The following is a 25,063-nucleotide window of genomic DNA, read 5'->3' on the forward strand; positions in this document are numbered from 1 at the left end:
CGTTCGGAATCGATAACCGCTGAAAGCATCTAAGCGGGAAGCGAGCCCTAAGATGAGTCATCCCTAGGACTTTAAGTCCTCTAAAGGGCCGTAGGAGACTACTACGTTGATAGGCAAGGTGTGTAAGCGTTGTGAGGCGTTGAGCTAACTTGTACTAATGACCCGTGAGGCTTAACCATACAACCCAGATGGGTTTTACTGAAAATGTTCCCGACATTTTCTAGCACTTCCTCCATCCTTGGAGGTCGTACTGAAGGGAGCACGACTTAGTATTAGAATGAAGCACTTAAATAGTGTAGAGAAACTCAAAGCAATCAGCTTTCTGAATTATTATTTAATGTCGAGTGACGTTAGATAAACCAAATTTGTCTGGAAACCATAGAGCTTCATTTCCAGGCGCCTAATACGCTTTAAATAGCAACAGCAAGGCCACTCTTAACGAGTGGCCTTTTTGTTTTGCGAAAAAATATCCTCACGCCTAATCTGAAATCGTGTGGATGATATGTCCTTGTGAGAGAGTAAGTATTTCTTTCAGCTTTAGAGTGTATCAAGCCTTTTTTAGAATAACGGGAATTTGTTCGTTTTGTATGTTTCGGCATTGCTAATCACCAGTCACTGATCAGCGTTGGGCGATAAGAGTATAAGATGGTATATCTCGTTATTATTACATACCCACTTTATAATTATGGTTATTGTTTGTTACTTATTCATTTATGAGAAATGCGCTTATCATCACGTTTTTTTTGCTACGCTTTAATCTGAATGATTTATACTAATTACCTCTTTATCTCATATGCTGCTTTATATCAAATGACTGTTTCTCAAACTGATGACCGTATTGTTCAATTAGTTAACTCTTGGCATGCGCAGTTCTTGCAGCTTCAGTCTTTAACCAAAGCGCACATTGTAATGTGTTTCAATTATGATATTGAAGTCAATATTCCTCCATTACTTTCTCTGCATACCTTGTCATCTGAACAAACTGAATATTGTTTAAAATATCTATCTATAATGATTAATAACAAAAGTTTATCTGATGATAATGATTTACTTTTGGGTGAATCACTCAAATTTACTCACTTTGAAATTCTAGAACATCCAAACAATGCTATTGAACATGACTTTGCGATACTTGCAACCAATGATAATTCAGAATCTAATCTTGCTTTGTTTAACTTGTTAGTTAATCAATTGAAAACGGACTTATCAAAGATCCTTTTTACTAAAAATCATAAATCTTCCAATATTACCATCTCAGATTTAATGAATTCATTTGAAGAAATATTTTGGATTAAAGACACTCAAGGAAGATATATTTACGCAAATCAAAGTGCTGAAAAAGCTTGGCATAAATCTAACCATCAAGTTATAGGTAAAACAGATCATCAACTTTATAACAATGAAGTTGCTGATTTATTTATTGATGGGGATAGTAAAGCCATTCAGGCGGGAAGAAGTGTTATTGTTGCCGAGTGTGAAGATTTTGATTTATCTAGCAACAAAGCTTGGTTAGAAACTCTCAAGTCGCCAATATATCACCAAGGCGAACTTGCCGGTGTTCTCGGTTTTACTCGTGACATTGCTAAGCATAAAGCGGCAGAGCAGCAATTGATGCTGGCTGCCTGTGTATTCGAAAATGCAGTAGAGGGAGTTCTTGTTACTGATAAAAATGGAGTTATTTGTGACGTTAACCAAGCATTTACACAAATTACAGGTTATGAGTTAAGCGAGGTCTTAGGTAAAAAACCGAGTGTGTTAAGTTCTGGGCGCCATACTAAGCAGTTTTTTTCAAAAATGTGGAATACCCTTTTAGTCAATGGCAAATGGCATGGTGAGATTTGGAATCGTCGTAAGAATGGCACTGTATTTCCTCAAACTATTACACTCAGTGCCGTTTATGATGAAGATAATTGTGTTAAGTTTTTTGTGGGTGTATTTGCAGATATTTCATTATTGAAGCAAACAGAAGAAAAGCTTAAGAATCTGGCTTATGTCGATCCGCTTACTGGTTTACCTAACAGAATGCGATTTGTTTCCTATCTAGAACAGGAAATTAGCCATGCTTTACGGGGTAAGAAACAATTAGCAATTTTGTGTATTGATATTGATTTATTTAAACATATTAATGAGAGTTTAGGGCATTTAGCGGGTGATGAAATAATTGTCGAGCTGAGTAAAAGATTGTCATATGCATTATCTGAGTTTGATGTGTTAGCACGTCTTGGAAGTGACGAATTTGTTGTGCTTTTACCTTCAATTACAGGTACTGAATCAGTTTTTTCCAGCATTAGTAATTTAAGAAGGGTATTTGAACGGCCATTTATTATTGACAATGCTCAACCAATCAGGCTGACAGCTAGTATTGGGGTCTCTCTTTACCCTAATGATGGTCTTGATGCTGACGCATTATTACGAAATGTCGACGCGGCGATGCATAAAGCAAAATCCCAAGGACGAAATGGCTATGCTTTTTATACCGAGGGGATGACAGCGGAAGCCGCAGAACAATTAAAACTTCAATCTGCTTTACATCAAGCCATTATCAATAATGATTTTTACCTTGTTTACCAACCGAAAATACATCTTGCATCAGGTGAAGCAAACGGTTTTGAAGCATTAATACGCTGGTATGATCCTAAACTTGGTCAAATATCTCCGGCAGATTTCATTCCATTAGCAGAAAAGATCGGTTTGATAAATGATATTGGTTTATGGGTACTTCAAACGGCCTGCACTCAGGGAGTTAATTGGTTAACTCAAGGGCTCCAATTCAGCCGGATATCTGTTAATGTTGCCACTTTACAGCTTCAAAGAAATGATTTTGTAGATAAGGTTAGGGAGATACTGTTAACCACTGGTTTACCGGCCAAGCACCTTGATATTGAAGTGACAGAGTCTTGTATGATGAATAATCAAGCTGCTGTCATTAAGGATTTAAAACAGTTATCTGCAATGGGGATTTCAATTAGTATTGATGATTTTGGTACTGGCTATTCATCGTTAAATTATTTGAAGAAACTGCCATTAGATACATTAAAAATTGACCAGTCTTTTGTTAAAAACATTCCCTTTGATTCCAACAATTGTGCGATTGCCAAGGCTGTTATTGCATTAGGTCATGCATTGAATTTACAGGTCGTTGCTGAAGGTGTAGAAACTCAACAACAAGCTGACTTTTTATTGCTAAATGAATGCGATTTCGCTCAAGGCTATCTGTACAGCAAACCGCAATTAGCAGCAGAGCTTAGCGCGTTTCTTATACCCAAAAGCGCTAATTAAATCTTGGTTTTAATTTCAGCCTCAAAAGTATCTCTTTCGGGATTATGATTTCATTCTATTTTCACTATCGTTTGTAGCGATAAGCTTTTATGCTCGCTCATAGACGCAGTTTTGTTTAGAATGTTGATCTTATCTCATTGGCCATATGCTAATTGAGAGTAAATAACACTGAGGTGGACTGTTTTTCTACCTAGGAGCTTTAATGCAACTGTTTGTAAAAGATTTAACTGTAATCGATTTTTCTTATCTGTGCCCCATTCGCGGTATGGTTGGAGAGAGCTGGATTGTCGATGTTTTGCTTGATGGTGGTTTAGACGAGCAAAATATGGTGCTGGATTTTTCTAAAGTAAAAAAAACCATCAAAAATACCATTGATGATGTTGCGGATCACCGTCTATTGGTCCCCACTGCGTGTAGCCAGGTAAGATGGCAACAACAAGGGGATAGAGTATGGATGGATTTTGCTAGCCAAAAGGGTGACATCCATTTAGCCTGTCCATCGCAAGCGTTTGCCTTGATCCCTACAGAAGTAATTGATTTTGAGAGTGTTAATGATTTCCTGCAAAAGGCGTTACGTGAAGTATTACCTGAAAATGTACAAGGTATTAGCTTAACATTACGTAATGAAGTACTGAGTACTCCTTATTATCACTATAGCCACGGTTTACGTAAGCATGATGGAAACTGTCAGCGTATCGCCCATGGTCATCGCAGCCCTGTGACAATATTTGAAAATGGTATTGCTGAGCCCAAATGGGATGAATATTGGGCCAATCGTTGGCGTGATGCTTATTTAGGAACAGAGGAGGATTTAGTCTCTGTTATGGAACTACAATTATCCAAGCAATCCAATATTAACGATGATACCCATTACGGATTTCATTATGTTGCTCCACAGGGTGATTTCCAGTTAGCTATGCCAAAAGCGTGTTGCGATATTATTCCCCATGACACAACAGTGGAACTGCTTGCCGAATACATGGCTATGACGTTGGCCGCTAAAGTACCAGAAAGTCATTTTAAAGTGATTGCCTATGAAGGTATAGGCAAAGGCGCAATCGCGGTTAGAGGCTAAAGGGATTTCTTTGAATATGAAATTTTATGCTGTTATTTTTACCACTTTAATCGGTTTATTGGCTTTTTCAGCCAGAGCAGAAATTACCTTTGACGGTAAATTTGAGCAAGGTGCTTTAGTCAGAGGAATTGTGCCTGTCGGGAGTCTGATTAAGCTTAATGGCGAGCCAGTAAAAGTGACCGCCAAAGGGCAGTTTGCTATTGGTTTTGACCGTGATGCCAAAGCTGAACAAATGATTGAAATTGTTTACCCCACAGGGCTAACCGAGCTAAAGCCGCTTAATGTTGCTGCCAGAGAATACAAAATCGATCGCGTAACTGGTATTAGCACTAAAATTATGAAACCTGATCCTGTGGCGCAAAAGCGTGCTGCTGAAGATGCTAAGCAAGCCCGCGCCGCTCGAAGTACTTTTATTGAAAATGATGCCTTTATGCAGGAGTTTATTTGGCCTGTAACGGGGCGTATTTCTGGCGTATACGGAAGTCAGCGCGTTTACAACGATGTACCAGGTAATCCTCATTTTGGTGTTGATGTTGCTAGACCTACTGGCACCGTTGTTGTTGCGCCAGCTGATGGCGTGATCACCTTAGCCGTTGCAGATATGTTTTACTCTGGCGGCACCTTGATTATTGATCATGGTTATGGGGTCAGCTCGACCTTTTTACATCTAAGTAAATTGTATCCGAAAGTAGGGGACAAGGTTATTCAAGGTCAGAAAGTGGCTGAAGTGGGGGCGACGGGTCGAGTGACTGGACCTCATTTAGATTGGCGCTTGAACTGGTTTCATATGCGTTTAGATCCTGTTTCGATTGTACCGACAATGTCTAGCGTCTTGGCAGCAGAAAAAGCGGCTAACAAATAGCTTATATTGGATAGGTCTTATCAAATAAAAAGGAGAACATCTAAGTTCTCCTTTTTATTTGGGTTCTATATTGATTTTATGATCTAGCAAGTGGTTGCTGTTTGCTCACTGTCGATAATTTTTTGGATACCATGCGGATGCACTTTAACGCAGATCCCATTCGCCTTGAAGGCAATGGTAGGATTGGCTAAACGTTCATTATCACCTTTTGGTGAGCTTTGTTTGACCTTAATCGCTGTTTTACCCGCAATTACTTGTGCAAGTTGCGGTAACTTGGTAATTAATTCGTTGGCTAATTCAGCACAGGTTTTGGCATTCGATGGCAATACTAATTCGACATGTTCCCAACCTTCAATTGGGTAGGTTTTATCCGAGGGGAAAGGCAGTTCAACACATTCAATCGGTGTGGTACCCAACATTAATGGTCTAGTTAATTTGATGATTAGAATCGGACGACCATTAATCATATTATTAGAAATAATCTCACCGTGTTGGCTGAATTCATCTGCTAATAATTGTGCGCTTTGCATATCGTTTACCCGTAGTGCGCTATGATCGCAATCCAGTGCGAGATCATCTAAACCAAGTTGTTTGATAAAAGCTTGGATTTGCAAACTAAAATTCGGCCAAGTTTGTTGTAATACGTGGTAATTCATAAAGAGTCCATTGGTTTGTTGCGCCCTATATGATCTGTTATTTAAGGCCAAATTTCGATAGGTGTACCTTCATCTATCATGCGCCACAATTCATCCATTTCTTTATTGGTGACCGCGATGCAACCGTTGGTCCAGTTGTATTTTTGAGCTTCTTCTGGTGATAAAGATGAGCGCGGATTTTGCCCGTGGATCATAATCATTCCACCAGGGCTGATACCTAATGCTTGTGCGCGTAATTTGTCTTCATCATTAGGATAAGAGATATGTATTGAGCGGTAAAATGCACTGTCTGATTTTTTGTAATCAAGCACATATCGACCTTGCGGCGTACGTTGGTCGCCTTCTTTTAGTTTGTGACCTTTAGGTGCATCTCCCATGGCGATGACATAGGTTTTGATCACTTTTCCATCACGCATCACTGACATGCGTGATTCTGATTTATTCACCACAACTAAATCCACTTTAGCATGGGGCTGAGCAGACGAAGCACTCGCGGTAAAAGGGCATACAATGCTGAGGATGAAAAACCAATAACGCAAGTGCATGATATCTCCGTATAATGAATTTTATTATATTTTTAGGTTTGCCATTTAGAGGTTTGCTTAATCTAATGCGCAATTTGAAATGATTTTAACGTCATCCGTTTGTAAATGGTATGGTTAAGTTAAATATCTTTTTAGGGATTTGAGTTAATAGGATATGAACGAAAAAAACATCGAAGAGTCGCCTTTAAAACAGCGGTTACGCAGCATCATTTTTGGTACTGACACTCCAGAGGGTAAAGCATTTGATATTGCGTTACTGGTCTCCATTGTTGCCAGTATTTTATTGATTTGTTTGGATACAATCGATAGTTTACATAACAACTACGGCGAGCTATTTCTCATTGGCGAGTGGATGTTTACCATCATATTTACCCTTGAATATGTTCTGCGTTTGTACTGCTCACAAAATCGTTTCCATTACGCCCGTAGTTTTTTTGGTGTTGTCGACCTGCTGTCAATTATACCTACCTATCTTGCCTTAATCTTCCCCGCGGCCAATTTTGCTCTAGCTATTAGAGTATTACGGTTATTTAGGGTCTTTAGAGTATTAAAGCTTTTGCGATTTCTTGCCGACGGTAATCTACTTTTAAAAGCCATGCTGCAATCAAGTCGCAAAGTGTTTATGTTTTTCTTTTCAGTTAGTTTGATCATTTTGGTATTGAGCGTAGTAATGTATGTCATTGAAGGGCCTAATAACGGGTTTAGTTCGATCCCTAAATCCATGTATTGGACTATCGTGACAATTACCACGGTGGGATATGGCGATATCACGCCACAAACACCTTTAGGGCAAGCGATAGCTGCGCTGACTATGTTAATCGGGTACTCCATTATAGCCATTCCCACGGGGATCTTAACGGCTGAAATTTCGCATGAAATGGTTAAAGTACGTGACTTAAGAAAATGCAGTAATTGTGGCAAGAAGGGCCATGATAATGATGCACAATTCTGTAATCACTGTGGTAGTGATTTAGAAACCCTTGATTCTTTAACCAACCCATAAGGTGTGTCGGTTTTAATCGGTTACTTTATCTTATTTATTTAAAGGATATTCATGACAACAGCCAAGTTTGTTGAAGGCTCGATTTTACGCCATATATTAGTCATGAGTTCGACTGCTGCTGTGGGTATATCTGCTCTGTTTGTCGTCGATCTATTAGATATCTTCTTTTTAAGTTTATTAGGTGAACACGAACTCACCGCCGCGGTTGGCTATGCTGGCACGATTTCTTTTTTTACCACTTCTATTGGCATTGGTTTGTCTATAGCCCTTGGCGCATTGGTGTCACGGGCGGTTGGTGCTAAAAATAGCATTCAAGCCAAACGCCTGTTTTTAAATTGTGCCGTTGTAACTTTTATTGTAAGTGTGTTTGTTGCCTTATTGGTGTTCTGTTTTATTCCTGAGTTACTTGCTTTGGTAGGTGCTGCTGGCTATACAGCTGAGCTGGCTCAAAGTTATTTATATATCTTGGTGCCGTCACTTCCAGTAATTTGTCTTGCGATGGCATTAGGCGGCGCGTTGAGAGCCGTTGGTGATGCCAAGCTGTCGATGATGTCGACCTTAGCCGGTGGTGGCGTTAACGCGGTATTGGATCCCATTTTTATTTTTATGTTTACTATGGGTATTGAAGGCGCTGCAACAGCATCTGTGCTCGCGCGTTTTGCGGTGTTGTTTATTGCAGGACACGGCGCCGTAGTTAAACATCAACTTGTGGGCAAGTTCAGTTTTGACGAGTTCAAGCAAGATTTGCCGACCATTTTTGCTATAGCCGCTCCAGCCATGTTGACCAACATCGCCACACCAATTGGTAATGCTGTGGTAACCCGAGCCATTGCTGATTTTGGTGACAGTTATGTAGCTGGCTGGGCAGTGTTAGGCCGATTAATCCCAGTTAGCTTTGGGATGATATTTGCCTTGTCGGGCGCTGTCGGGCCTATAGTTGGGCAGAATTTTGGTGCCAACGAATATGACCGCGTGAAACAAAGCCTAAATAAAGCCATTCAATTTTGCGTTATATACGTGCTGAGTGTCTCGCTGATTTTATTTTTAATGCGACATCAAATTGTCAGTGCTTTTGATATGACGGGGGATGCTGCTGAAGTCGTATTGTTCTTCTGTCAGTACATTGCGGTGTTTTTTATTTTCTCCGGTATGCTTTTTGTTGCCAATGCGTCATTTAATAACTTAGGAAAAGCCAAATATTCAACATTTTTCAATGTGGGCAAAGCCACTTTAGGGACAATCCCATTTGTTTATTTTGGTGCGCAGTGGGGCCAGGTTTATGGGGTACTTATTGGTCAAGTTATTGGGGCTATCATTTTTGGCATAGCCGGGGTTTTTGTTGCTTATCGACTTGTGGATAAACTCTCGCATACTGCTAAAGCCGAGTTGTCGGCACAGGTATTTACACAGCAAGATGAGGCACAGCTCCATAATATCGCTACCTCTTCGCCTTTATCTTCAGCTTGTGCGCAAATAGCTCAGTTGGATGACGAGCCTTTATGTAAACAAATTGCTGAGGCAGATACAACATCAAAGACACCCTCACAAAATATGTCGTAGCAAGTTGAATTAGCAAGTTTAATTAGAAAAATGATATCTGTTGAAGTAAAACACATTAAAAAGCCCATCTTAAGTAAGATAGGCTTTTTAGTTAAAACGACTTTTATAATATTGTGATAATTTGCTTTATAAATAGTGACTTAAATCACTGCCAGCCTTAATTTCGACTTCCTGTTGCTCACCATGGAATAAATATCCTAACTTGTCACCCACTAATGTCAGCTTATCGCCTTGAAGTTTTAGGGCGCTACCCTCTTGAATGGCGATGATGGGGGTTAATGGATCAACTTGCGTAAATTCAAATAAACGTTGTGCTCGGGTTTCACCATTATGGCCTGGTGCTTGATAGTTACTGTAGTGGGGATTGAGCTGAAAAGGGACTAAGCTGATTGCTGCAAATGAGGGTGGCTCAACAATCGGCATATCGTTTGTAGTTCGAATGGATAATCCGGCAATGTTTGAACCCGCACTCCAGCCAACGTAAGGTTTACCTAGATTGACTTGTTCTTTAATCAGATGGATGAGATCGTAACGATACAGCTCATTGATTAATTGGAATGTATTACCACCACCCACAAAGATACCATCGGCATCTTTAATTGCTTGCTTAGGATCGCCAAATTCATGAATGCTATTAATGGTGATGGGAAGAGAAGACAACCCTTGACGAACTTTTTCAAGATACTGGTCATAACTCATGCCGACGCCTGCATAGGGAATAAAAATCCACTTACGCGTATCAGCACATAATGGTTGAATAAACTGAAGTGCGTGTTGTAAATAAGGCGTGTTACCTACTCTAGAAGCGCTTAATAGTAAGGCATTAGCTGACATGAAAGATCCTTTTAAACTTGGGGAGTGACACTTAATTAACCTCATATTAGCAAAGTTATTCATTCCAAGGTACTGGCTAACCTTAATGTAGGTAAACTCAGCCGAACATTTATATTATTTAACATAAATTCAATTTTTTATGATTTTTATGCTTGATTTGATTCGTATAGGTTGCAACAAAAAAGGGCATTAACACCTTGGCCGAATATTTTATGAAAACAAAACATTAACTGAGTTTGTTGTCATAATTTAGCTAATTTACAGATAGTTAGCTCTTTAGTTGCGTTTTAAGTTTCAATTAAGTATTGCTACCTAGAATTTGCGGAAAATATGGTGTTTTAATAGATTAAATCAAATTTAATCTTCTAAACCTTGAAAATCGTTTAATCGGACATAATATGTCTGTAGAATGTTTTGCTATCGGCAATGTTGCCAACACAGGAGCTAAAATGAAGCGTATCTTTTTGTTAATTGCGACCAACATGGCAATTTTGCTAGTGGCCTCAATTGTAATGTCTATTCTAGGGGTAAATACCTCTACGATGAGTGGATTATTAGTATTTGCTGCCATTTTTGGTTTTGGTGGCGCATTTATTAGTTTGGCCATTTCAAAATGGATGGCTAAAAAAACAATGGGTTGTGAAGTCATCACCAATCCACGTGATAATACTGAGCGTTGGTTAGTTGAAACCGTCGCACGCCAAGCTGAACAAGCAGGGATTAAAATGCCAGAAGTGGCGATTTATCAATCACCTGAAATGAATGCGTTTGCTACTGGTCCAAGTAAGAATAATTCATTGGTAGCGGTAAGTTCTGGTCTGTTATATGGCATGACCCAGGACGAAATTGAAGGCGTACTCGCTCATGAAGTTAGCCACGTTGCTAACGGTGACATGGTAACCCTGACGTTAATCCAAGGTGTAGTAAATACCTTTGTTATTTTCGCTGCACGTGTTGTTGCTGGCATTATTAATAATGTAGTTTCAAGCAATAGTGAAGATGGTGAAGGTTTAGGCACGTTTGCTTATATGGGCGTGGTATTTGTATTAGATATGTTGTTTGGTATTTTAGCGTCGATGATCGTAGCTTACTTCTCTCGTATTCGTGAGTTCAGAGCCGATGAAGGTGCTGCACGCTTAGCGGGCAAGAACAAAATGATTGCTGCGCTTGAACGATTAAAGCAAGGTCCTGAAACTGGTGCTATGCCAGCGCAAATGTCAGCCTTAGGTATTAATGGTAAGCGTTCAATGGCTGAGTTTCTAATGAGTCACCCACCATTAGAAAAACGTATCGCAGCATTGAAAAACAGCTAATTTAAATTGCCTTAGTCAATAATGCTAAAAACTGGAGCCATGTGCTCCAGTTTTTTTTGTTTGCTAAATGTAGCGCTAATTGAGTTAGTTCTCAGTTCTGGGTTTATCAGAATGCTAAAGTGTTGTTATAGTGTAACTTGCGGTTTAAAGATGATGGATTAACTGATTGGTATTAAGTTAATAACATTTTAACCAGTGCTGGTAAGTTTAATATCAAGATGAATGGTTCAAAATAACAATCCTAAGGGTAACAATGAGTGTGAAAATGAACGTCATCATTTTTAGTCAAGTTTGTACTTTGGTTTAAGGTGGAGTGAGATGAAAAATCAATACTTATACGCGATATTTACTGCTTGGTTGATGACGTTAGTGTTTTCAGCTGGGACATGGGCAGCAGGTGAGAATCTCGCTGATTATCATGCGGGTATGAATGGCTGCGAAAGTTGTCATGCTAACGAAGAGCCATCAGCAGATGGCGCATATGAGTTTGAACAATGTCAAAGCTGCCATGGTTCGTTAGCTGAAATGGATGATAATCATAAGCCCCATGAGGGAATGTTAATGTGCGCCGATTGCCACGCGGTACATGATGTGAATGTGGGTGATAAGCCTACCTGTGAAGCTTGCCATGATGATGGCCGTATTGCTAAATAGTACTCACCAAGATTAAACAACCACAATGCTGACTATCATGTCAGCATTGTCGTTTTTAGGATAAAGCCATTTGTTTTTCAAATGCATAATACCTCTAAAGAGGTATTTAAATTGTTTTATTTCAATAGGATGCGCGAAGTTGGTGCGATGGTTTGCACTTGTGTTGCACAAATCTAAGCTCTTTTTGTTGTTCTCTTTCTAAAACTCCTTAAATTTCAATTCGATAAATATTTGGCACACTAGTTGCGATATTCAAAGCAATTAATGGGTGAACAAATAGGCGTAATAATGGCGGATATTCAATCAAGTTGTGCATATTGTGGCGTGGGTTGTGGGTTGACTATAAGCCATAATGCATCACAGATACAGGTTGCACCCAATCTACCATTCAGCCTTAAAGGCGATAGTTCACATCCTGCTAACTTTGGTCATTTATGCGCTAAAGGTGACAAGCTTTTATTGAGTCTAAACCAACCCAATACCTTACGTTACCCCAAATTAAGATCAGGAAAACCGCTTGAATGGGATGTCGCAACGCAATTAATTGCGGATAAATTTCAACAAACAATTAAGCAATATGGCCCAGATTCCGTCGCCCTGTATTTGTCAGGTCAGTTACTTACTGAAGATTATTATGTCGCCAATAAGTTTGCTAAAGGCTATTTAAAAAACGCCAACGTCGATACCAATTCACGTTTGTGTATGTCATCTGCGGTAAGTGCAATGCAACGCGCCTTTGGTGAAGATGTGGTGCCAGGATGCTATCAAGATTTTGAACAAGCAGAGGTTATCGTTTTAATCGGTGCCAACACGGCGTGGACTCATCCGGTATTGTTTCAGCGAATACTTGCAGCAAAGCAAACAAATGGCTGTAAATTAGTCGTGATAGACCCGATATGTACAGCTACAGCAAAACAAGCGGATTTGCATCTTGCAGTTAGCCCCGGTGCCGATTTAAGTTTATTTGTTGGATTATTGGGTTACCTAGCTGATAACCATTGCCTTAACCAAGAATACATTCAACACCATACAGAAGGTTTTGAAACAGTCGTTGATAATGCTCAAAGGGTAAGTGGTTGTTTAGCCGCACTTGCTGAGACAGTGGGAGTATCACAAGTTGATCTCAAAGCGTTTTATCATTTATTTAGCTCATCTAAAAAAGTGCTTACGGCCTCGTGTCAGGGCGTTAACCAGTCCGTTATCGGCACAGATACCACCAATGCCATTATTAATTGTCATCTTGCTCTTGGGCAAATAGGTCAAGCAGGCGCGGGATTTTTTTCGTTGACCGGACAGCCAAATGCGATGGGTGGCCGAGAAGTGGGTGGACTTGCCACCCAATTGGCTAGTCACATGGGGTTTTCAGAGCAAGAACAAACATTACTCGCAGACTTCTGGCAATGTGGTCAGGTTGCTACGCAACCAGGATTAGCCGCTGTTGAAATGTTTGACGCTCTCGCCAAGGGCAAGATAAAAGCGATTTGGATACTGGGAACCAATCCGGTGGTGTCCTTACCCGAAAGTGACAAAGTTGCCAAAGCACTTGCCGATTGCCCCTTTGTGGTGGTGTCAGAGGTCAGCCCTGATTCAGATACGGCAAAATTGGCAGATGTATTATTGCCTGCACAAGGCTGGTCTGAGAAATGCGGCACTGTGACCAACAGTGAAAGAACCATTAGCCGTCAGCGTGGATTTATTGCCGCAAAAGGTCAAGCAAAACCCGATTGGTGGGCGCTGTCTCAGGTCGCAATTAACATGGGTTTTAGTGGTTTTGAGTACCAAGATAATGCCGCTATATTTTCAGAATTTGCTTTGTTGAGCCAAACTGTCAAGCAGGCTTTTCCGCATAAGCGCTTTAATCTAGGTGGCTTGGCTGGGCTCACAAAAGCACAATATGATAATTTACCACCGACACAATGGCCTGTAGCCAGCCAACAACAAATTGGTCAACAGCATCAAAGGGTTTTTACTGACGCACAATTCTCAACCGCCAGTGGCAAAGCGCAATTTATTACCCCGGCTAAAACGGTTGAGGGGGCAAATCGTCACAATGTGGATTCACTTCAGCGAAAACCACTCACAGTGTTACTCAATAGTGGTCGCAGTCGTGATCAATGGCATACGATGACCCGAACCGGACATATTGCTAGTCTGCGTGCAAACGTACCCGAGCCGACGCTGAGCTTACATTCTAGTTTGCTTAAACCGTTTGAATTAGTTGCAGCAGGACTTGTAAAAATTCAATCAGCCACTGACTCAGCATTTACTCTTGCCCGTGTGGTTGTAGATGATGATTTACCGCTTAATCTTGCCAATATGCCTATGCATTGGTCGCAACAGTTTTCACTGGCAAATGGAGTCAATCAGGCTATTGATAGCCGATTTGATCCTGTTTCAAAGCAACCTGGTTTTAAATGTCAGCCAGTAAGATTATTGCCTGCTGAGCTTGCATTACAAGGTGTCGTATTTGGTGAGCATGATGCACTGGCTCAAGGTTTAATTTGGCAGGTTGCTCAAACATTGACGACAGGGATTTGTTATCACCTTGGCTTTGCTCATCAGCAAGATGGGTTTGCATATCAAGCTTCGCCATTTTCATTGCAATGGACTGTGATGGTTGATGCTCAAACTTTAAAAAATCAGCAACTACATATTCAATGCAATACTGACAAAGGTCGATTAATTGCATTGAAAATCTTATCAAATCAAACAGTAAACATAGCGTTAGAGACGATGAACGCCCTTATTGGTCAAACGTTAGACACCAAGCTGCTTAACCAATTACACCAACAACTTAAGGCAGGAAATAGCCCACTTATTTGCAGTTGCACTGGGGTTACTGATGCCAGGATCAGCGATGAGGTTAATCGCCAATTTAATCAAAAAATGCTGCTTCATGGTGTAAAGCAAGTTCATTTTCAACAGGTATTAGATGCCACACAATCAAGTTTAGGATGTGGCCGAAAGTGCGGCAGTTGTCATAGTGAAGTAAGCAAATGCGCTAAAAAACATTGGGAAGAGGCGTTAACGTTTGCTCCCTCAATTGATGAGTCAGAAGCTGAACATGAATATGCTAAGCCCGTTAAAGAGGATGTTGCTTAATGAATAACGTCGACGCAATGATTAAAAATTCTCCCGTGATATTAGCTCAAGCAGACACTTTTAAGCCTGGAGAGGTGGCAATTGTGGGGGCTGGCTGCGGTCAATTAGAGTTGATGACCATTAAGGCTGCACGCATTGTGGCGCAGGCTGATGCCTTGGTTTTTGATAGTCTTGTTAGCAGTGATATTTTGACCTTAGTCAGCACGCAATGCCAACGACACTTTGTTGGTAAACGCTGTGGCCAACCCAGTGTTAAACAAGATGATATTAACCAGCTATTAGCAAAATTAGCGCGACAAGGATTGAAAGTCGTGCGTTTAAAAGGTGGCGATCCACATATTTTTGGCCGAGGTTGTGAAGAGGCCTTATACCTTGCACAGCGGGGTATTCGTTCACAGTTTTTTGCGGGAGTAACCGCTGCATTAGGCTGCGCATCAAGTACGGGGATCCCGTTAACCTTTCGCGGCATCGCGCGCAGTGTCACCTTAATTACAGGTACGAGAATGACTGATGAAGATAATTCCAGTATTGCGATGCAGTGGGGTGCATTATTAGCGGCACAATCGACGTTAGTTTTTTACATGGGCAAAGAGCAAGCGAGGTCGATTTCATCAGGGTTAATTGCAGCTAAATGCAGCGCAAAACTGCCTGTGGCTTTTGTCACTAATGGTGGTCGCAGCAATCAATTAATTACCTATTCCACTGTTAAAGATATGGGCGCAGATGCGTTAACCATTAAAGATTCTGGGCCAACCTTGATTATCATTGGTGAGGTGGTTGCTGTGGGTCTACAGCTAAGTCAACTATTAGCCAGTATTGAGTATGGCAAAGATAATTGTATTAACCATCAGCAAGTTGGCAGATATTTGGGCGAGGTGCGTTATGCCTAAATCTGCCTTTGAGTTAACCCACCGAGAAGAATTTGATTTTAGGTTATTAATTAAGGCGTTGGGGAAAGGTGAAAAAGGATCTCGCACCTTAACTTTTGCGGAGTCAAGTCTGCTTATTCAAGGATTCGCCAAAGGCAAAGTGACTCAAGCTCAAATGGCCTGTGCCATGATGTTAATGCGAGTAAGGGGTGAAACTGCGGCGGAAGTTGCTGGGGTAGTGTGCGGATTAAAACACACCATAGATACTCGCTGGCAAGCAATGGAGGTTGATCTCGATTGGCCGGTTTATGCGGGTAAACGTGAGCAATTGTCATGGTTGTTGCTGGTGGCAAAAGTACTCGCCACAAAAGGACTGCGGGTGATGTTGCATGGCGATAGCTTGGCACTACCCCATCGTCGACATGTTGAGTCGTGTATTGAGGCGCTTAATATTTCCAGTGCTAAAACCGTAACTGAGGCAGAAAAAGCATTACAAGCTGATGGTATTGTTTATGTGCACGCGGGTGTGCTTGCCCCTGTTCTTGATGACTGCCGTTTATTACATCAAGAACTAGGGTTGCGTAGCTTTATCCAAACCGCATCAAGATGCATGAACCCAACTAATGCAGCACTGAGTTTACGTAGCTATTTTCACCCTGGTTTAGATGACTTGCACCAAAGCATTGCGGAAATGCTCTTTGCTGAGGGCGTTTACCAACAGGGCGCGATTGCTATTTTTAAAGGGCTTCAGGGCGAGACTGAAATTAATCCTCGGGTGACAACCGATGTTCGTATCATCAAAAAAACTGCCGACACGCTGCAATTGAGTGCATTGACTTTACCCACCGTATTACAAGGATTTAGTGGTGCAAAAGTCGGCCAATCTGAATTATCTGCACATAGTCTTGCGCATCTTTGGCACACAGCTTTGCCATTTGAATCAATCATGGCACATGAAATGACCCGTGCCATGATTGAGCAAGCACTAAGCAGTGTAGAAGCCACCTTATGTTTAGTTTTAAGCTTACAACAAGCAATGTCGTCAAGATCTATTGATGTAAAAAGTAACCTATTATTGGCACAAAAATGCTGGGCAGAAAGACTTTCTTTTAATGTGGCTAATGGCATTGAACGTATAAGCATATCGCCTGAGTCTTCCCTTGTAGATGCTCCTTTCGATGCTAAGGATGAACCATGCGCAGTTTAATTTTATGCGATACGACTTTTCTTCAGCTCGATGATGCAGTGCCGCGCCTAGAGGAGTATCAGGCGGTGTTAAATTCAATGGGCGAAGTGGACTTTATAGCTTCAATTTGCACTGCGGAAAAAACTTACCAGCAGTCAAAATATGACGTTATTTTAGTATTGGTCGACACATTATCACACCCAATGCTGGCTTTTATACAACGTGCTTTAAGCGTTAAGCCGAGCGTCTTTATCGTCAACGCTAATCATTGGCATTTACAGCAACTTACAGAGTTACTTACTTGTGGCAGAGTGACTTTTGTACCCGAAAGCTTAGTTGCCAGTAGGTTAAGCCATTTAGTCAATTTAGCAAAAGTGCGTTTTGTAACGGCTAACCACACCTTAAATGAATTTAAAAAACTAGGCGATGAAATGAAGCAATTAAAACTCATCGCACAAGCCAAATTGATCGTGATGGATCAAGGTTTTAGTGAAGACAAAGCGCATCAAATTATTCAGCAACAAGCGATGCAAAAAGGACTAACAATAGCGCAGATGGCGGCACAAATTATTTCTCTGATGACTTCAAAAACGGTTCAACAAACTTCGAGTTGTTCAGCTGTGTCTGAAAATGGTGCGCCTCATTTTGGTGCGAGCGTGCATAAGGTGAGCGCGGTAAGTGTAGATGTGTAAATAAAATTTATCTAAGCAACTGTTTTTATGTTGTTAATTATTTTTGTGTTAGATGATTTTTGTGGCATGTTGTCTGCAATAACATCATTAGTATTAAAAGTGTAAATTAAAATCTGGTTTGTATTAGGCAATGGCGCCAACTCTTTCAGTGGAGTTGGCGCCTTTTTGTTTTTTACATCCATGGCATGAAGGAGCCGAAAAAATGGCAGTCACAAAACCCAAGTTAATGGTCGTCGGTAATGGCATGGTTGGCCATCACTTTATTGAGCAATTGTGTAGCCAAGGGCTAAATAAGCATTTTGATGTGCACGTGTTTGGTGAGGAGCCACGTCCAGCCTATGACAGAGTGCAATTATCAAAATATTTTGAGACTAACAGTGCTGACGCATTAATGTTAACCAGTGCCCAAGATTATGCCGATTGGGGCATAACATTGCATTTAAATACGCAAATTATCGCCATTGATACCAAAACTAAAACGCTAACCAGTGCGCAAGGTGAGGTATATGAGTATCAGCGTTTGGTGTTATCGACGGGCTCATTTCCTTTTGTGCCGCCGATTAAGGGTAATGACCGAGCTCAATGTTTGGTGTATCGCACCATTGAAGATTTAGAAGCCATCCAAGCCTCTGCTAAAAATAGCAAAATTGGTGTCGTAGTGGGTGGTGGTTTATTGGGCTTAGAAGCGGCTAATGCCATGCAACAATTGGGGGTAAAAACTCACGTCGTTGAATTTGCGCCGCAATTGATGCCCGTTCAGCTAAATGATAAAGCCGGTCAATTACTGTGCAGTAAAATTGAACAGCTAGGTGTTAGCGTGCATACCTCAAAGGCCACCACAGCGATCATTGATGGTGAAACGGCTTTGCATCGCATGACATTCAGTGATGAGTCGTACCTTGAAACTGACATGATTGTGTTTTCAGCGGGTATTCGCCCGCAAGATGCATTAGCAAGAGGGGCGAATATTGCGATTGGCGAACGCGGTGGCATTGTGATTAATGATTACTGCTTAACATCGGCCCTCGATGTGTATGCCATTGGTGAGTGTGCGTTATGGGAGCAAATGATTTTTGGTTTAGTGGCACCAGGTTATCAAATGGCCCGTGTTGCAGCATCGCATATTGCTTCTAGTGTATTTTCAACAACCGCAGCATCCTTTAAAGGTGCAGATATGAGCACTAAGTTGAAATTATTAGGCGTTGATGTTGCCGCTATAGGCGCGAGTCGCGGCTTTGACAATGCACAATTTGTTGAATTATCAGATAACCAAGCAGGGATTTATAAAAAACTCTGGCTTGATGAAAGCGGCAAGTTTTTAAAAGGTGCGGTGTTAATCGGAGACAACAATGACTACAGCCGTTTGCTGGATACTTATTTATCTCAAGATGAGATTCAAGGCTCTGCTGTGGCGTTATTGTTGACAGGTGCTGAGTCTGAAACGGATTTAAAAGACAGCTCTATTGTGTGTTCATGCCATCAGGTGACGAAAGGCGATATTGTTAACGCGGTAAAAACCGGCAATCACAAAATGGCTGACATTAAGTCATGCACCCGTGCGGCTTCTGGTTGTGGTGGCTGTGCGCCATTGGTGCAAAAGATTATCGATCATACTTTGCAAGCTGAGGGTTTAGATTTTAATAGCGGAATTTGTGCTCACTTTGATCATAATCGCCAGGGCTTGTACCACATCTGCCAAGTGGAAGACATTCACGATTTCGAAACCCTAATTAGCCAGCATGGTAAGCCTTCAGCAGATGGTCATCTTTATGGTTGTGACATCTGTAAGCCAGCAGCAGCCTCTATTTTTGCCAGCCTAAAAAATCACTATGTGTTAGATCAAGATAAAGGCCATGTGCAACTGCAAGACACTAATGATGCCTATTTAGGTAACTTGCAAAAAGACGGTAGCTATTCGGTAGTTCCTCGTGTTGCTGGCGGTGAAATTACCCCTAAAAAGCTCATCGCCATGGGAGAGATTGCGCAAGAATATGACCTTTACACCAAAATCACCGGTGGTCAGCGTATTGATATGTTTGGCGCCAAGTTATCGCAATTGCCTGAAATATGGCGAAAGCTTATCGATGCAGGTTTTGAAACTGGCCATGCTTACGGTAAATCATTACGCACGGTTAAGTCCTGTGTTGGCAGCACATGGTGTCGTTATGGTGTGCAAGATTCTGTTGGGTTAGCCATTGATTTAGAGAACCGTTACAAGGGGTTACGTAGCCCGCATAAAATTAAGTTTGCGGTGTCAGGTTGTACTCGAGAATGCGCAGAAGCGCAAAGCAAAGATATTGGTGTGATAGCCAGTGACAAGGGCTGGAATTTGTATGTAGCCGGTAATGGCGGTATGCGGCCACGTCATGGTGATTTGTTTGCTACCGATTTATCGACAGCAGAATTGTATAAATACATAGATCGAATTTTGATGTTCTACATCAAAACGGCTGACAAGCTACAACGCACGTCTACCTGGATGGAATCTCTAGAAGGCGGTCTGCCTTACCTACAGTCGATTGTGATTGACGATGCTTTAGCCATAAATGCTGAGCTTGAAAAACAAATGGATCACATCGTCGGCACTTATCAATGTGAGTGGCAAACCAGTCTTGAACGTCCGGCATTTTTAGCGCGATTTAACGAATTTGTGAATCCTGATGCCGCACCCGCGACAGAATTTAACACCTATAAGCGTATACGAGAGCAACGTTTTCCGGCTTTAAACCAACAAGAGGCTAACAAGACAGGAGCAGGCACCATTGCCATCAAAGATGTCACAGATGAAAAACAAAACGTATCAGAGGAGGTTGTTGTATGAGTTGGGTAAATGTATGTGATGAAACCAGTCTGCCTCAAGGTACAGGGGTTGCAGCTTGGGTGGCGGGAAAAGCTGTGGCCATTTTTAATCTTGGCAAAAATGGGTTATTTGCGATTGATAACGTCGACCCCGCTAGCGGTGTGAGTTTATTAGCCCGTGGATTGATTTGTGAAATAGCAGGTCAACTTTGTGTCGCATCGCCTTTATATAAACAACATTACTGTTTAAAAACCGGAGTTTGTTTAGAAGATTCACAACTCATTGCCAGCCCGTTTGCGATAAAAACTGAGCAAGGCAGAGTGTTTGTTCTGGCCAAAGGATAAGGAAGGGATCAATTATGAGCGCACAAAAATTTAATCTTTTTTCATTCTCAGGAAAAATGAAAGTTTTACACTTGAGCTGGATGGCATTTTTTATCACCTTCGTTGTTTGGTTTAACGCAGCGCCTTTGGTCAGTGTTATTGCCGATAGTTTAGGGTTAACCAAAGAGCAAATTAAAACCCTACTGATTTTAAACGTTGCTCTTACTATTCCTGCAAGGATCATTATAGGAATGGTCACCGATAAATATGGTCCTAAGGTGACTTACTCAGCCTTGCTGGCTATTTGTTCTATTCCGTGTTTTATGTTTGCGGTTGCCGATACCTTTGAACAACTTGCATTAGCCCGTTTTTTAATTGGCTTTATTGGCGCAGGTTTTGTGATTGGTATTCGAGTCGTCAGCGAATGGTTTCCGGCCAAAGAGTTAGGCACAGCTGAAGGCATTTATGGCGGTTGGGGCAACTTTGGATCAGCGGCAGCCGCATTTACCTTACCGGCTATAGCATTAGCTTTTGGTGGTGAAAATGGCTGGCGATTTGCCATTGGCTTAACCGGATTGATGAGTTTAGCGTTTTCGTTTGTGTACTACTTCAATATCACAGATACACCCAAAGGCTCCACCTACTTTAAACCTAAAAAGGGCGGTGGTTTAGAAGTGACCAGCAAAGGTGATTTTGGGTTGTTGATTATCATGAAAATTCCGATGTACGCCACTTTAGCATTACTTGCTTGGAAGCTCTCTCCGGCGGGTGTCAGTATGTTTAGCCAAAGTGTCACCGAGCTTATCTATGGCTTATTACTTGTAGTATTTGTTATTGACGTTTATCAAACCTATCAAGTCAATAAGCATATATTTACCCGCGAGGTGCCAGAGTTTGAACGTTATGAGTTTAAGCAAGTGGCGGTATTGAATGTCTTGTATTTCACCACTTTTGGTTCAGAGCTTGCGGTGGTGTCTATGCTGCCATTATTTTTTGCAGAAACGTTTGCATTAGGTATGGCACAAGCGGGGATGGTGGCTTCCAGTTATGCCTTTATGAATCTGATGTCTCGTCCTGGCGGCGGATGGTTAAGTGATAAGTTTGGCCGTAAATCAACTTTATTGATTTTAACGGCAGGGCTAGCCATTGGATATTTTTCGGTCGCGCAGATTGACTCAAGTTGGAATCTGCCCGTTGCCGTGGTGGTGGTGATGGCATGCTCATTCTTTGTACAAGGTGGCGAAGGAGCTGTGTTTGCTGCAGTACCATTAATTAAGCGCCGCTTAACGGGGCAAATTGCAGGGATGACAGGGGCTTATGGTAACGTGGGCGCAGTGTTCTTTTTAACTGTTTATTCAATGGTTTCAACCCAAATATTTTTCTATGTGATTGCTATCAGTGCCGTATTTGGTTTTGTCACTTTACTGTTTATGAGTGAGCCAAAGGGGCACATTGCCGAGGTGAATGAACAAGGTGAAGTCACCTTAATTAGTGTTAGTTAATTATTTAGCAGACAGTACCGCGGATAGGGGGACTACTCGCGGCTATTTATTGAACATTGTTAATGAATAGAGCTAAACAGTATGCACAAACAAGTAGACGAGCAGATTAAAAGCATGAATTTAGAGCCAAGTAGTGATGATATCTTGCCCACACTTCAATCGAATCAGTTGAATATTCATGTTGGTCAGGCGTCAGACAAAGGGGTTAAGACATCCAATGAGGATGCCGTTGGTATTCGTATTCCATCAGGGGTGATGCTAAGCACCAAAGGCATTGTCAGCGTGATCAGTGATGGAGTGAGTACGGCTGAAAACGGCGCACAAGCATCTGCAATCAGTGTGAGTAATTTCATTAGTGATTATTATTCAACACCAGACACTTGGAGTGTGCAAACATCAAGTAATAAAGTATTAACCTCCTTAAACCGCTGGTTGTATGGGCTAGGGCAAGATTATAGAGATGCCCGTAGAGGTTATGTCTGTACTTTTTCTGCATTGGTGTTTAAGTCATGCACCGCACATATGCTGCATGTAGGTGACTCTAGAGTGTATCGTTTTAGAGCTGGAGAGTTGCTCAAATTAAGCCGCGATCACAGTACCAGTATCAGTGAAACTCAGCATTATTTGACCCGAGCTTTAGGGATGGATGTTAATTTAGAAGTTGATTATAAAGCGATTTCGTTACAAGAAGGTGATGTTTTTTTACTGACAACCGATGGTATTCATGATGTGCTGACCGATCATGAAATGAGTCAGTTTTTACTTGGGTTTATGCATAAAAACCCCCAGTTATCGGATCAACAATGTGAGCAATTTTGCGATCAATTAATACACAAAGCTTTGCAGCTGCAGAGTAAAGACAATCTCAGTGCTCAACTGTTATATGTTGCCCGTTTGCCGAGTCAAGCTATTGATGATGTTTATCAGCGCTTAGCCAGCAAACCTTTTCCGCCGCCGATGAACGTTGGAATGAAAATTGATGGTTATCAAGTGACTCACATTGTGCATCAATCGCAGCGTAGCCAGGTTTATCGAGTGGTTAATCAAAACGGCACAGCCTTTTGCATGAAAACGCCGTCGGTTAACTATCTTGATGACGCGGCTTATATCGAACGTTTTATGTTAGAAAGCTGGGTAGGCAACCGTATAAACAGCCAGTATGTGGTGAGTCTTGCTGAGCTACAGCAACCTAAATCAGCTTTGTATTATCTGACGGAATTTTTAGATGGCGTCAGTTTAGCCGAGTGGTTAGTGCATCATAAAAAAGCGCCGGTGGAAGATGTACTTAGATTGATGAAGCAAATTGAGTTAGGGGTGAGGGCGTTTCATCGTAAAGAGACGCTACACCAAGATTTAAAGCCGGATAATATTTTTATCACTCGTCAAAATACGGTGAAGATTATTGATTTTGGTTCTTGTTATATAAAAGGCATCGCAGAAATCAGTACGCCGCTTATTAGAGATCAAATACTAGGCACTGCAGATTACAGCGCCCCTGAAGTCATACTGGGTTATCAACCCGATGGTAGAGCTGATTTATTCTCAATTGCCGTGATAGCTTTTGAAATGTTAGCGGGGGAATTACCCTTTAAAGGGCAATTGGCTAAGTGCCATACAAGACAAGACTTTTTGAAGTTAGATTATGTGGGGGTACACCAACTTAACCCCATGGTGCCCGAATGGATGGATTCAGTACTCAAGCAAGCTATGAGTATTGAATCTACATTTAGACAAGCTGATACCTGTGAGTTTATTCATCAGCTTAGTACTCCAAAACAGGAGCGAGCGATGAAAGTCAATGTGCCATTTATTGATCGTAATCCCCTAAAGTTTTGGCAGGTCACGTCAATTATATTATTCCTCTTGCTGGTTATTTCATTAGTTAATTAATTCAAAATATTATTTTTTAAACTTACACACTAGCGTAGGAACTTATGCCTATGGATTAGAATGTTAGTCTTAAAAACGCTTATACCATCTTTGTCACAAGCCTATAAATCTCCTCATTCATTATTGATTTATGCATATTATGCATAATTTAATCTGCTGTATTTTAACAATTTTTTATGAGGGCTAGTAAGAAAGTCGGGGGTGCGTTCTCATTTAGTCTGAAGGTCTATGGTGCTTTCATACTGTAGGCGGACTCAATGTTGTTAATAGCTCTTCATAATATTGGCACTAGCAAAAGCGCACAGCTCAGTAAGTGTACACCGAGAGCGCTTAAAAATTAACGGATTGAATTTATACCTTATAGGGCAGGAAGCATGAGCTTGATTAAGCGTCAAACAACAGATGGCATTAAGGTAAGCGCGAGTTTGTTAGCGTTTGCTATGTGCATGTTTTCATTGTCAAGTTTGAGTCAAGACATTAGCAATATTGATGAATTAGCTGCGATAGGTAATCAAGCCAATGTTGTACAGCTTGGCGACGATCTTAGGGTTAACCTCAATCAACTCGGCACGGATAATCATTTTATATCAACTCAATCAGGATTTGGTAATCAACTCTTTACTAGCCAGCAAGGGACAAATAATCATGCCATTGCTAATCAGTCTGGAAGTGATATCGAAGCCAATATTTTGCAATCTGGTTTTAATAACGTGGCGTTAGTTAATCAAGTGGGTGCGAGCCTGATGGCCGATTTAACGCAAATTGGCATTGATAACGTTGCGTTAGTCAATCAAACCGGTAGTGAGAATGCAATTTGGATCCAGCAGTATGGTTCCGGAAATGCTGTAGGTGTAACTCAATGGGGTACATCACAACATGTTGTTGTGACCCAAGGTAATTTATCTAACTAAGAGTAAA

At 41.2% G+C, this 25,063-nt stretch carries 19 protein-coding genes and 1 rRNA gene; 17 read left to right on the forward strand and 3 right to left on the reverse strand.

Annotated features, from left to right (window positions below; genetic code table 11):
• From IEY03_RS00005 to IEY03_RS00020, 4 genes are all read left to right on the forward strand, one after another.
• Positions 1–179: ribosomal RNA gene (locus IEY03_RS00005) — 23S ribosomal RNA — on the forward strand; the annotation flags it as partial.
• A 631-nt stretch (positions 180–810) separates the two neighbouring features.
• Positions 811–3,279 (forward strand): sensor domain-containing protein, encoded by a 2,469-nt coding sequence (locus IEY03_RS00010; protein WP_188839305.1) that lies wholly within the window; start codon positions 811–813, stop codon positions 3,277–3,279.
• A 202-nt stretch (positions 3,280–3,481) separates the two neighbouring features.
• Complete coding sequence (locus tag IEY03_RS00015) at positions 3,482–4,354, forward strand: 6-carboxytetrahydropterin synthase (protein WP_188839306.1); 873 nt, start codon at positions 3,482–3,484, stop codon at positions 4,352–4,354.
• A 16-nt stretch (positions 4,355–4,370) separates the two neighbouring features.
• Positions 4,371–5,216, forward strand: coding sequence for a M23 family metallopeptidase (locus IEY03_RS00020; RefSeq protein WP_188839307.1), 846 nt, complete (start codon positions 4,371–4,373; stop codon positions 5,214–5,216).
• Positions 5,217–5,299: 83 nt separating this feature from the next.
• Here IEY03_RS00020 and IEY03_RS00025 read toward each other — a convergent pair whose 3' ends face one another.
• Entirely contained in the window at positions 5,300–5,872 is a 573-nt protein-coding gene (locus IEY03_RS00025) for a VOC family protein (RefSeq protein WP_188839308.1), read from the reverse strand.
• Between the two features lie 41 nt (positions 5,873–5,913).
• On the reverse strand, positions 5,914–6,417 hold the full coding sequence (locus IEY03_RS00030; RefSeq protein ID WP_188839309.1) for a L,D-transpeptidase family protein: 504 nt from the start codon (positions 6,415–6,417) through the stop codon (positions 5,914–5,916).
• A 154-nt stretch (positions 6,418–6,571) separates the two neighbouring features.
• Here IEY03_RS00030 and IEY03_RS00035 point away from each other — a divergent pair, with 154 nt between their 5' ends.
• Together IEY03_RS00035 and IEY03_RS00040 are read left to right on the forward strand one after the other, a co-directional pair.
• Positions 6,572–7,420: an ion transporter gene (locus tag IEY03_RS00035; RefSeq protein ID WP_188839310.1), complete on the forward strand. Its 849-nt coding sequence runs from the start codon at positions 6,572–6,574 to the stop codon at positions 7,418–7,420.
• 51 nt (positions 7,421–7,471) lie between these two features.
• Positions 7,472–8,980 carry an MATE family efflux transporter gene (locus IEY03_RS00040; protein ID WP_188839311.1) on the forward strand — a complete coding sequence of 503 codons (1,509 nt, stop codon included), beginning with the start codon at positions 7,472–7,474 and terminating at the stop codon, positions 8,978–8,980.
• A 126-nt stretch (positions 8,981–9,106) separates the two neighbouring features.
• Here the strand turns inward: IEY03_RS00040 and pepE are convergent, their stop codons facing one another.
• Positions 9,107–9,814, reverse strand: a complete 708-nt coding sequence (gene pepE, locus IEY03_RS00045; RefSeq protein ID WP_188839312.1) for a dipeptidase PepE — start codon at positions 9,812–9,814, stop codon at positions 9,107–9,109.
• A gap of 449 nt (positions 9,815–10,263) precedes the next feature.
• Here pepE and htpX point away from each other — a divergent pair, with 449 nt between their 5' ends.
• The 11 genes from htpX to IEY03_RS00100 all read left to right on the forward strand — a co-directional run bounded on the left by htpX (position 10,264) and on the right by IEY03_RS00100 (position 25,056).
• Positions 10,264–11,127, forward strand: coding sequence for a protease HtpX (htpX, locus tag IEY03_RS00050; protein ID WP_188839993.1), 864 nt, complete (start codon positions 10,264–10,266; stop codon positions 11,125–11,127).
• 318 nt (positions 11,128–11,445) lie between these two features.
• Positions 11,446–11,781, forward strand: a complete 336-nt coding sequence (gene cctA / locus IEY03_RS00055) for a tetraheme c-type cytochrome CctA (RefSeq protein ID WP_188839313.1) — start codon at positions 11,446–11,448, stop codon at positions 11,779–11,781.
• A 288-nt stretch (positions 11,782–12,069) separates the two neighbouring features.
• A complete protein-coding gene (locus IEY03_RS00060) occupies positions 12,070–14,883 on the forward strand; it encodes a nitrate reductase (protein WP_188839314.1) in 2,814 nt (937 codons plus the stop codon).
• On the forward strand, positions 14,883–15,773 hold the full coding sequence (gene cobA / locus IEY03_RS00065; RefSeq protein ID WP_229778156.1) for a uroporphyrinogen-III C-methyltransferase: 891 nt from the start codon (positions 14,883–14,885) through the stop codon (positions 15,771–15,773). Before IEY03_RS00060 ends, cobA begins: the two co-directional genes overlap by 1 nt.
• The gene (locus IEY03_RS17165; RefSeq protein ID WP_188839315.1) at positions 15,766–16,959 is read left to right on the forward strand and encodes a glycosyl transferase; all 1,194 of its coding nucleotides are present in this window, start codon (positions 15,766–15,768) and stop codon (positions 16,957–16,959) included. Before cobA ends, IEY03_RS17165 begins: the two co-directional genes overlap by 8 nt.
• Complete coding sequence (locus IEY03_RS00075) at positions 16,947–17,630, forward strand: ANTAR domain-containing response regulator (protein WP_188839316.1); 684 nt, start codon at positions 16,947–16,949, stop codon at positions 17,628–17,630. The genes IEY03_RS17165 and IEY03_RS00075 overlap by 13 nt, the downstream gene beginning before the upstream one ends.
• A 202-nt stretch (positions 17,631–17,832) precedes the next feature.
• The gene (gene nirB, locus IEY03_RS00080) at positions 17,833–20,451 is read left to right on the forward strand and encodes a nitrite reductase large subunit NirB (RefSeq protein ID WP_188839317.1); all 2,619 of its coding nucleotides are present in this window, start codon (positions 17,833–17,835) and stop codon (positions 20,449–20,451) included.
• Positions 20,448–20,774, forward strand: a complete 327-nt coding sequence (gene nirD, locus IEY03_RS00085) for a nitrite reductase small subunit NirD (protein ID WP_188839318.1) — start codon at positions 20,448–20,450, stop codon at positions 20,772–20,774. Before nirB ends, nirD begins: the two co-directional genes overlap by 4 nt.
• A 14-nt stretch (positions 20,775–20,788) precedes the next feature.
• The gene (locus IEY03_RS00090) at positions 20,789–22,255 is read left to right on the forward strand and encodes a NarK family nitrate/nitrite MFS transporter (RefSeq protein ID WP_188839319.1); all 1,467 of its coding nucleotides are present in this window, start codon (positions 20,789–20,791) and stop codon (positions 22,253–22,255) included.
• Positions 22,256–22,336: 81 nt separating this feature from the next.
• Positions 22,337–24,145, forward strand: a complete 1,809-nt coding sequence (locus IEY03_RS00095) for a bifunctional protein-serine/threonine kinase/phosphatase (protein ID WP_229778157.1) — start codon at positions 22,337–22,339, stop codon at positions 24,143–24,145.
• Between the two features lie 374 nt (positions 24,146–24,519).
• A complete protein-coding gene (locus tag IEY03_RS00100; protein WP_188839320.1) occupies positions 24,520–25,056 on the forward strand; it encodes a curlin in 537 nt (178 codons plus the stop codon).
• Positions 25,057–25,063: the final 7 nt, after the last annotated feature.

The sequence above is a fragment of the Shewanella aestuarii genome (assembly GCF_014647215.1).
GTDB classification, from domain to species: Bacteria; Pseudomonadota; Gammaproteobacteria; order Enterobacterales; family Shewanellaceae; genus Shewanella; species Shewanella aestuarii.

What these genes read in the sequence shown, in the direction of transcription:
- IEY03_RS00035 (WP_188839310.1), top strand. Translation starts at nt 6,572, where the DNA reads ATGAACGAAAAAAACATCGAAGAGTCGCCTTTAAAACAGCGGTTACGC.
- IEY03_RS00030 (WP_188839309.1), bottom strand. Translation starts at nt 6,417, where the DNA reads ATGCACTTGCGTTATTGGTTTTTCATCCTCAGCATTGTATGCCCTTTT.
- IEY03_RS00010 (WP_188839305.1), top strand. Translation starts at nt 811, where the DNA reads ATGACTGTTTCTCAAACTGATGACCGTATTGTTCAATTAGTTAACTCT.
- IEY03_RS00040 (WP_188839311.1), top strand. Translation starts at nt 7,472, where the DNA reads ATGACAACAGCCAAGTTTGTTGAAGGCTCGATTTTACGCCATATATTA.
- IEY03_RS00090 (WP_188839319.1), top strand. Translation starts at nt 20,789, where the DNA reads ATGAGCGCACAAAAATTTAATCTTTTTTCATTCTCAGGAAAAATGAAA.
- cctA (WP_188839313.1), top strand. Translation starts at nt 11,446, where the DNA reads ATGAAAAATCAATACTTATACGCGATATTTACTGCTTGGTTGATGACG.
- IEY03_RS17165 (WP_188839315.1), top strand. Translation starts at nt 15,766, where the DNA reads ATGCCTAAATCTGCCTTTGAGTTAACCCACCGAGAAGAATTTGATTTT.
- IEY03_RS00015 (WP_188839306.1), top strand. Translation starts at nt 3,482, where the DNA reads ATGCAACTGTTTGTAAAAGATTTAACTGTAATCGATTTTTCTTATCTG.
- IEY03_RS00060 (WP_188839314.1), top strand. Translation starts at nt 12,070, where the DNA reads ATGGCGGATATTCAATCAAGTTGTGCATATTGTGGCGTGGGTTGTGGG.
- IEY03_RS00025 (WP_188839308.1), bottom strand. Translation starts at nt 5,872, where the DNA reads ATGAATTACCACGTATTACAACAAACTTGGCCGAATTTTAGTTTGCAA.
- IEY03_RS00020 (WP_188839307.1), top strand. Translation starts at nt 4,371, where the DNA reads ATGAAATTTTATGCTGTTATTTTTACCACTTTAATCGGTTTATTGGCT.
- IEY03_RS00095 (WP_229778157.1), top strand. Translation starts at nt 22,337, where the DNA reads ATGCACAAACAAGTAGACGAGCAGATTAAAAGCATGAATTTAGAGCCA.
- IEY03_RS00075 (WP_188839316.1), top strand. Translation starts at nt 16,947, where the DNA reads ATGCGCAGTTTAATTTTATGCGATACGACTTTTCTTCAGCTCGATGAT.
- nirB (WP_188839317.1), top strand. Translation starts at nt 17,833, where the DNA reads ATGGCAGTCACAAAACCCAAGTTAATGGTCGTCGGTAATGGCATGGTT.
- IEY03_RS00100 (WP_188839320.1), top strand. Translation starts at nt 24,520, where the DNA reads ATGAGCTTGATTAAGCGTCAAACAACAGATGGCATTAAGGTAAGCGCG.
- cobA (WP_229778156.1), top strand. Translation starts at nt 14,883, where the DNA reads ATGAATAACGTCGACGCAATGATTAAAAATTCTCCCGTGATATTAGCT.
- htpX (WP_188839993.1), top strand. Translation starts at nt 10,264, where the DNA reads ATGAAGCGTATCTTTTTGTTAATTGCGACCAACATGGCAATTTTGCTA.
- pepE (WP_188839312.1), bottom strand. Translation starts at nt 9,814, where the DNA reads ATGTCAGCTAATGCCTTACTATTAAGCGCTTCTAGAGTAGGTAACACG.
- nirD (WP_188839318.1), top strand. Translation starts at nt 20,448, where the DNA reads ATGAGTTGGGTAAATGTATGTGATGAAACCAGTCTGCCTCAAGGTACA.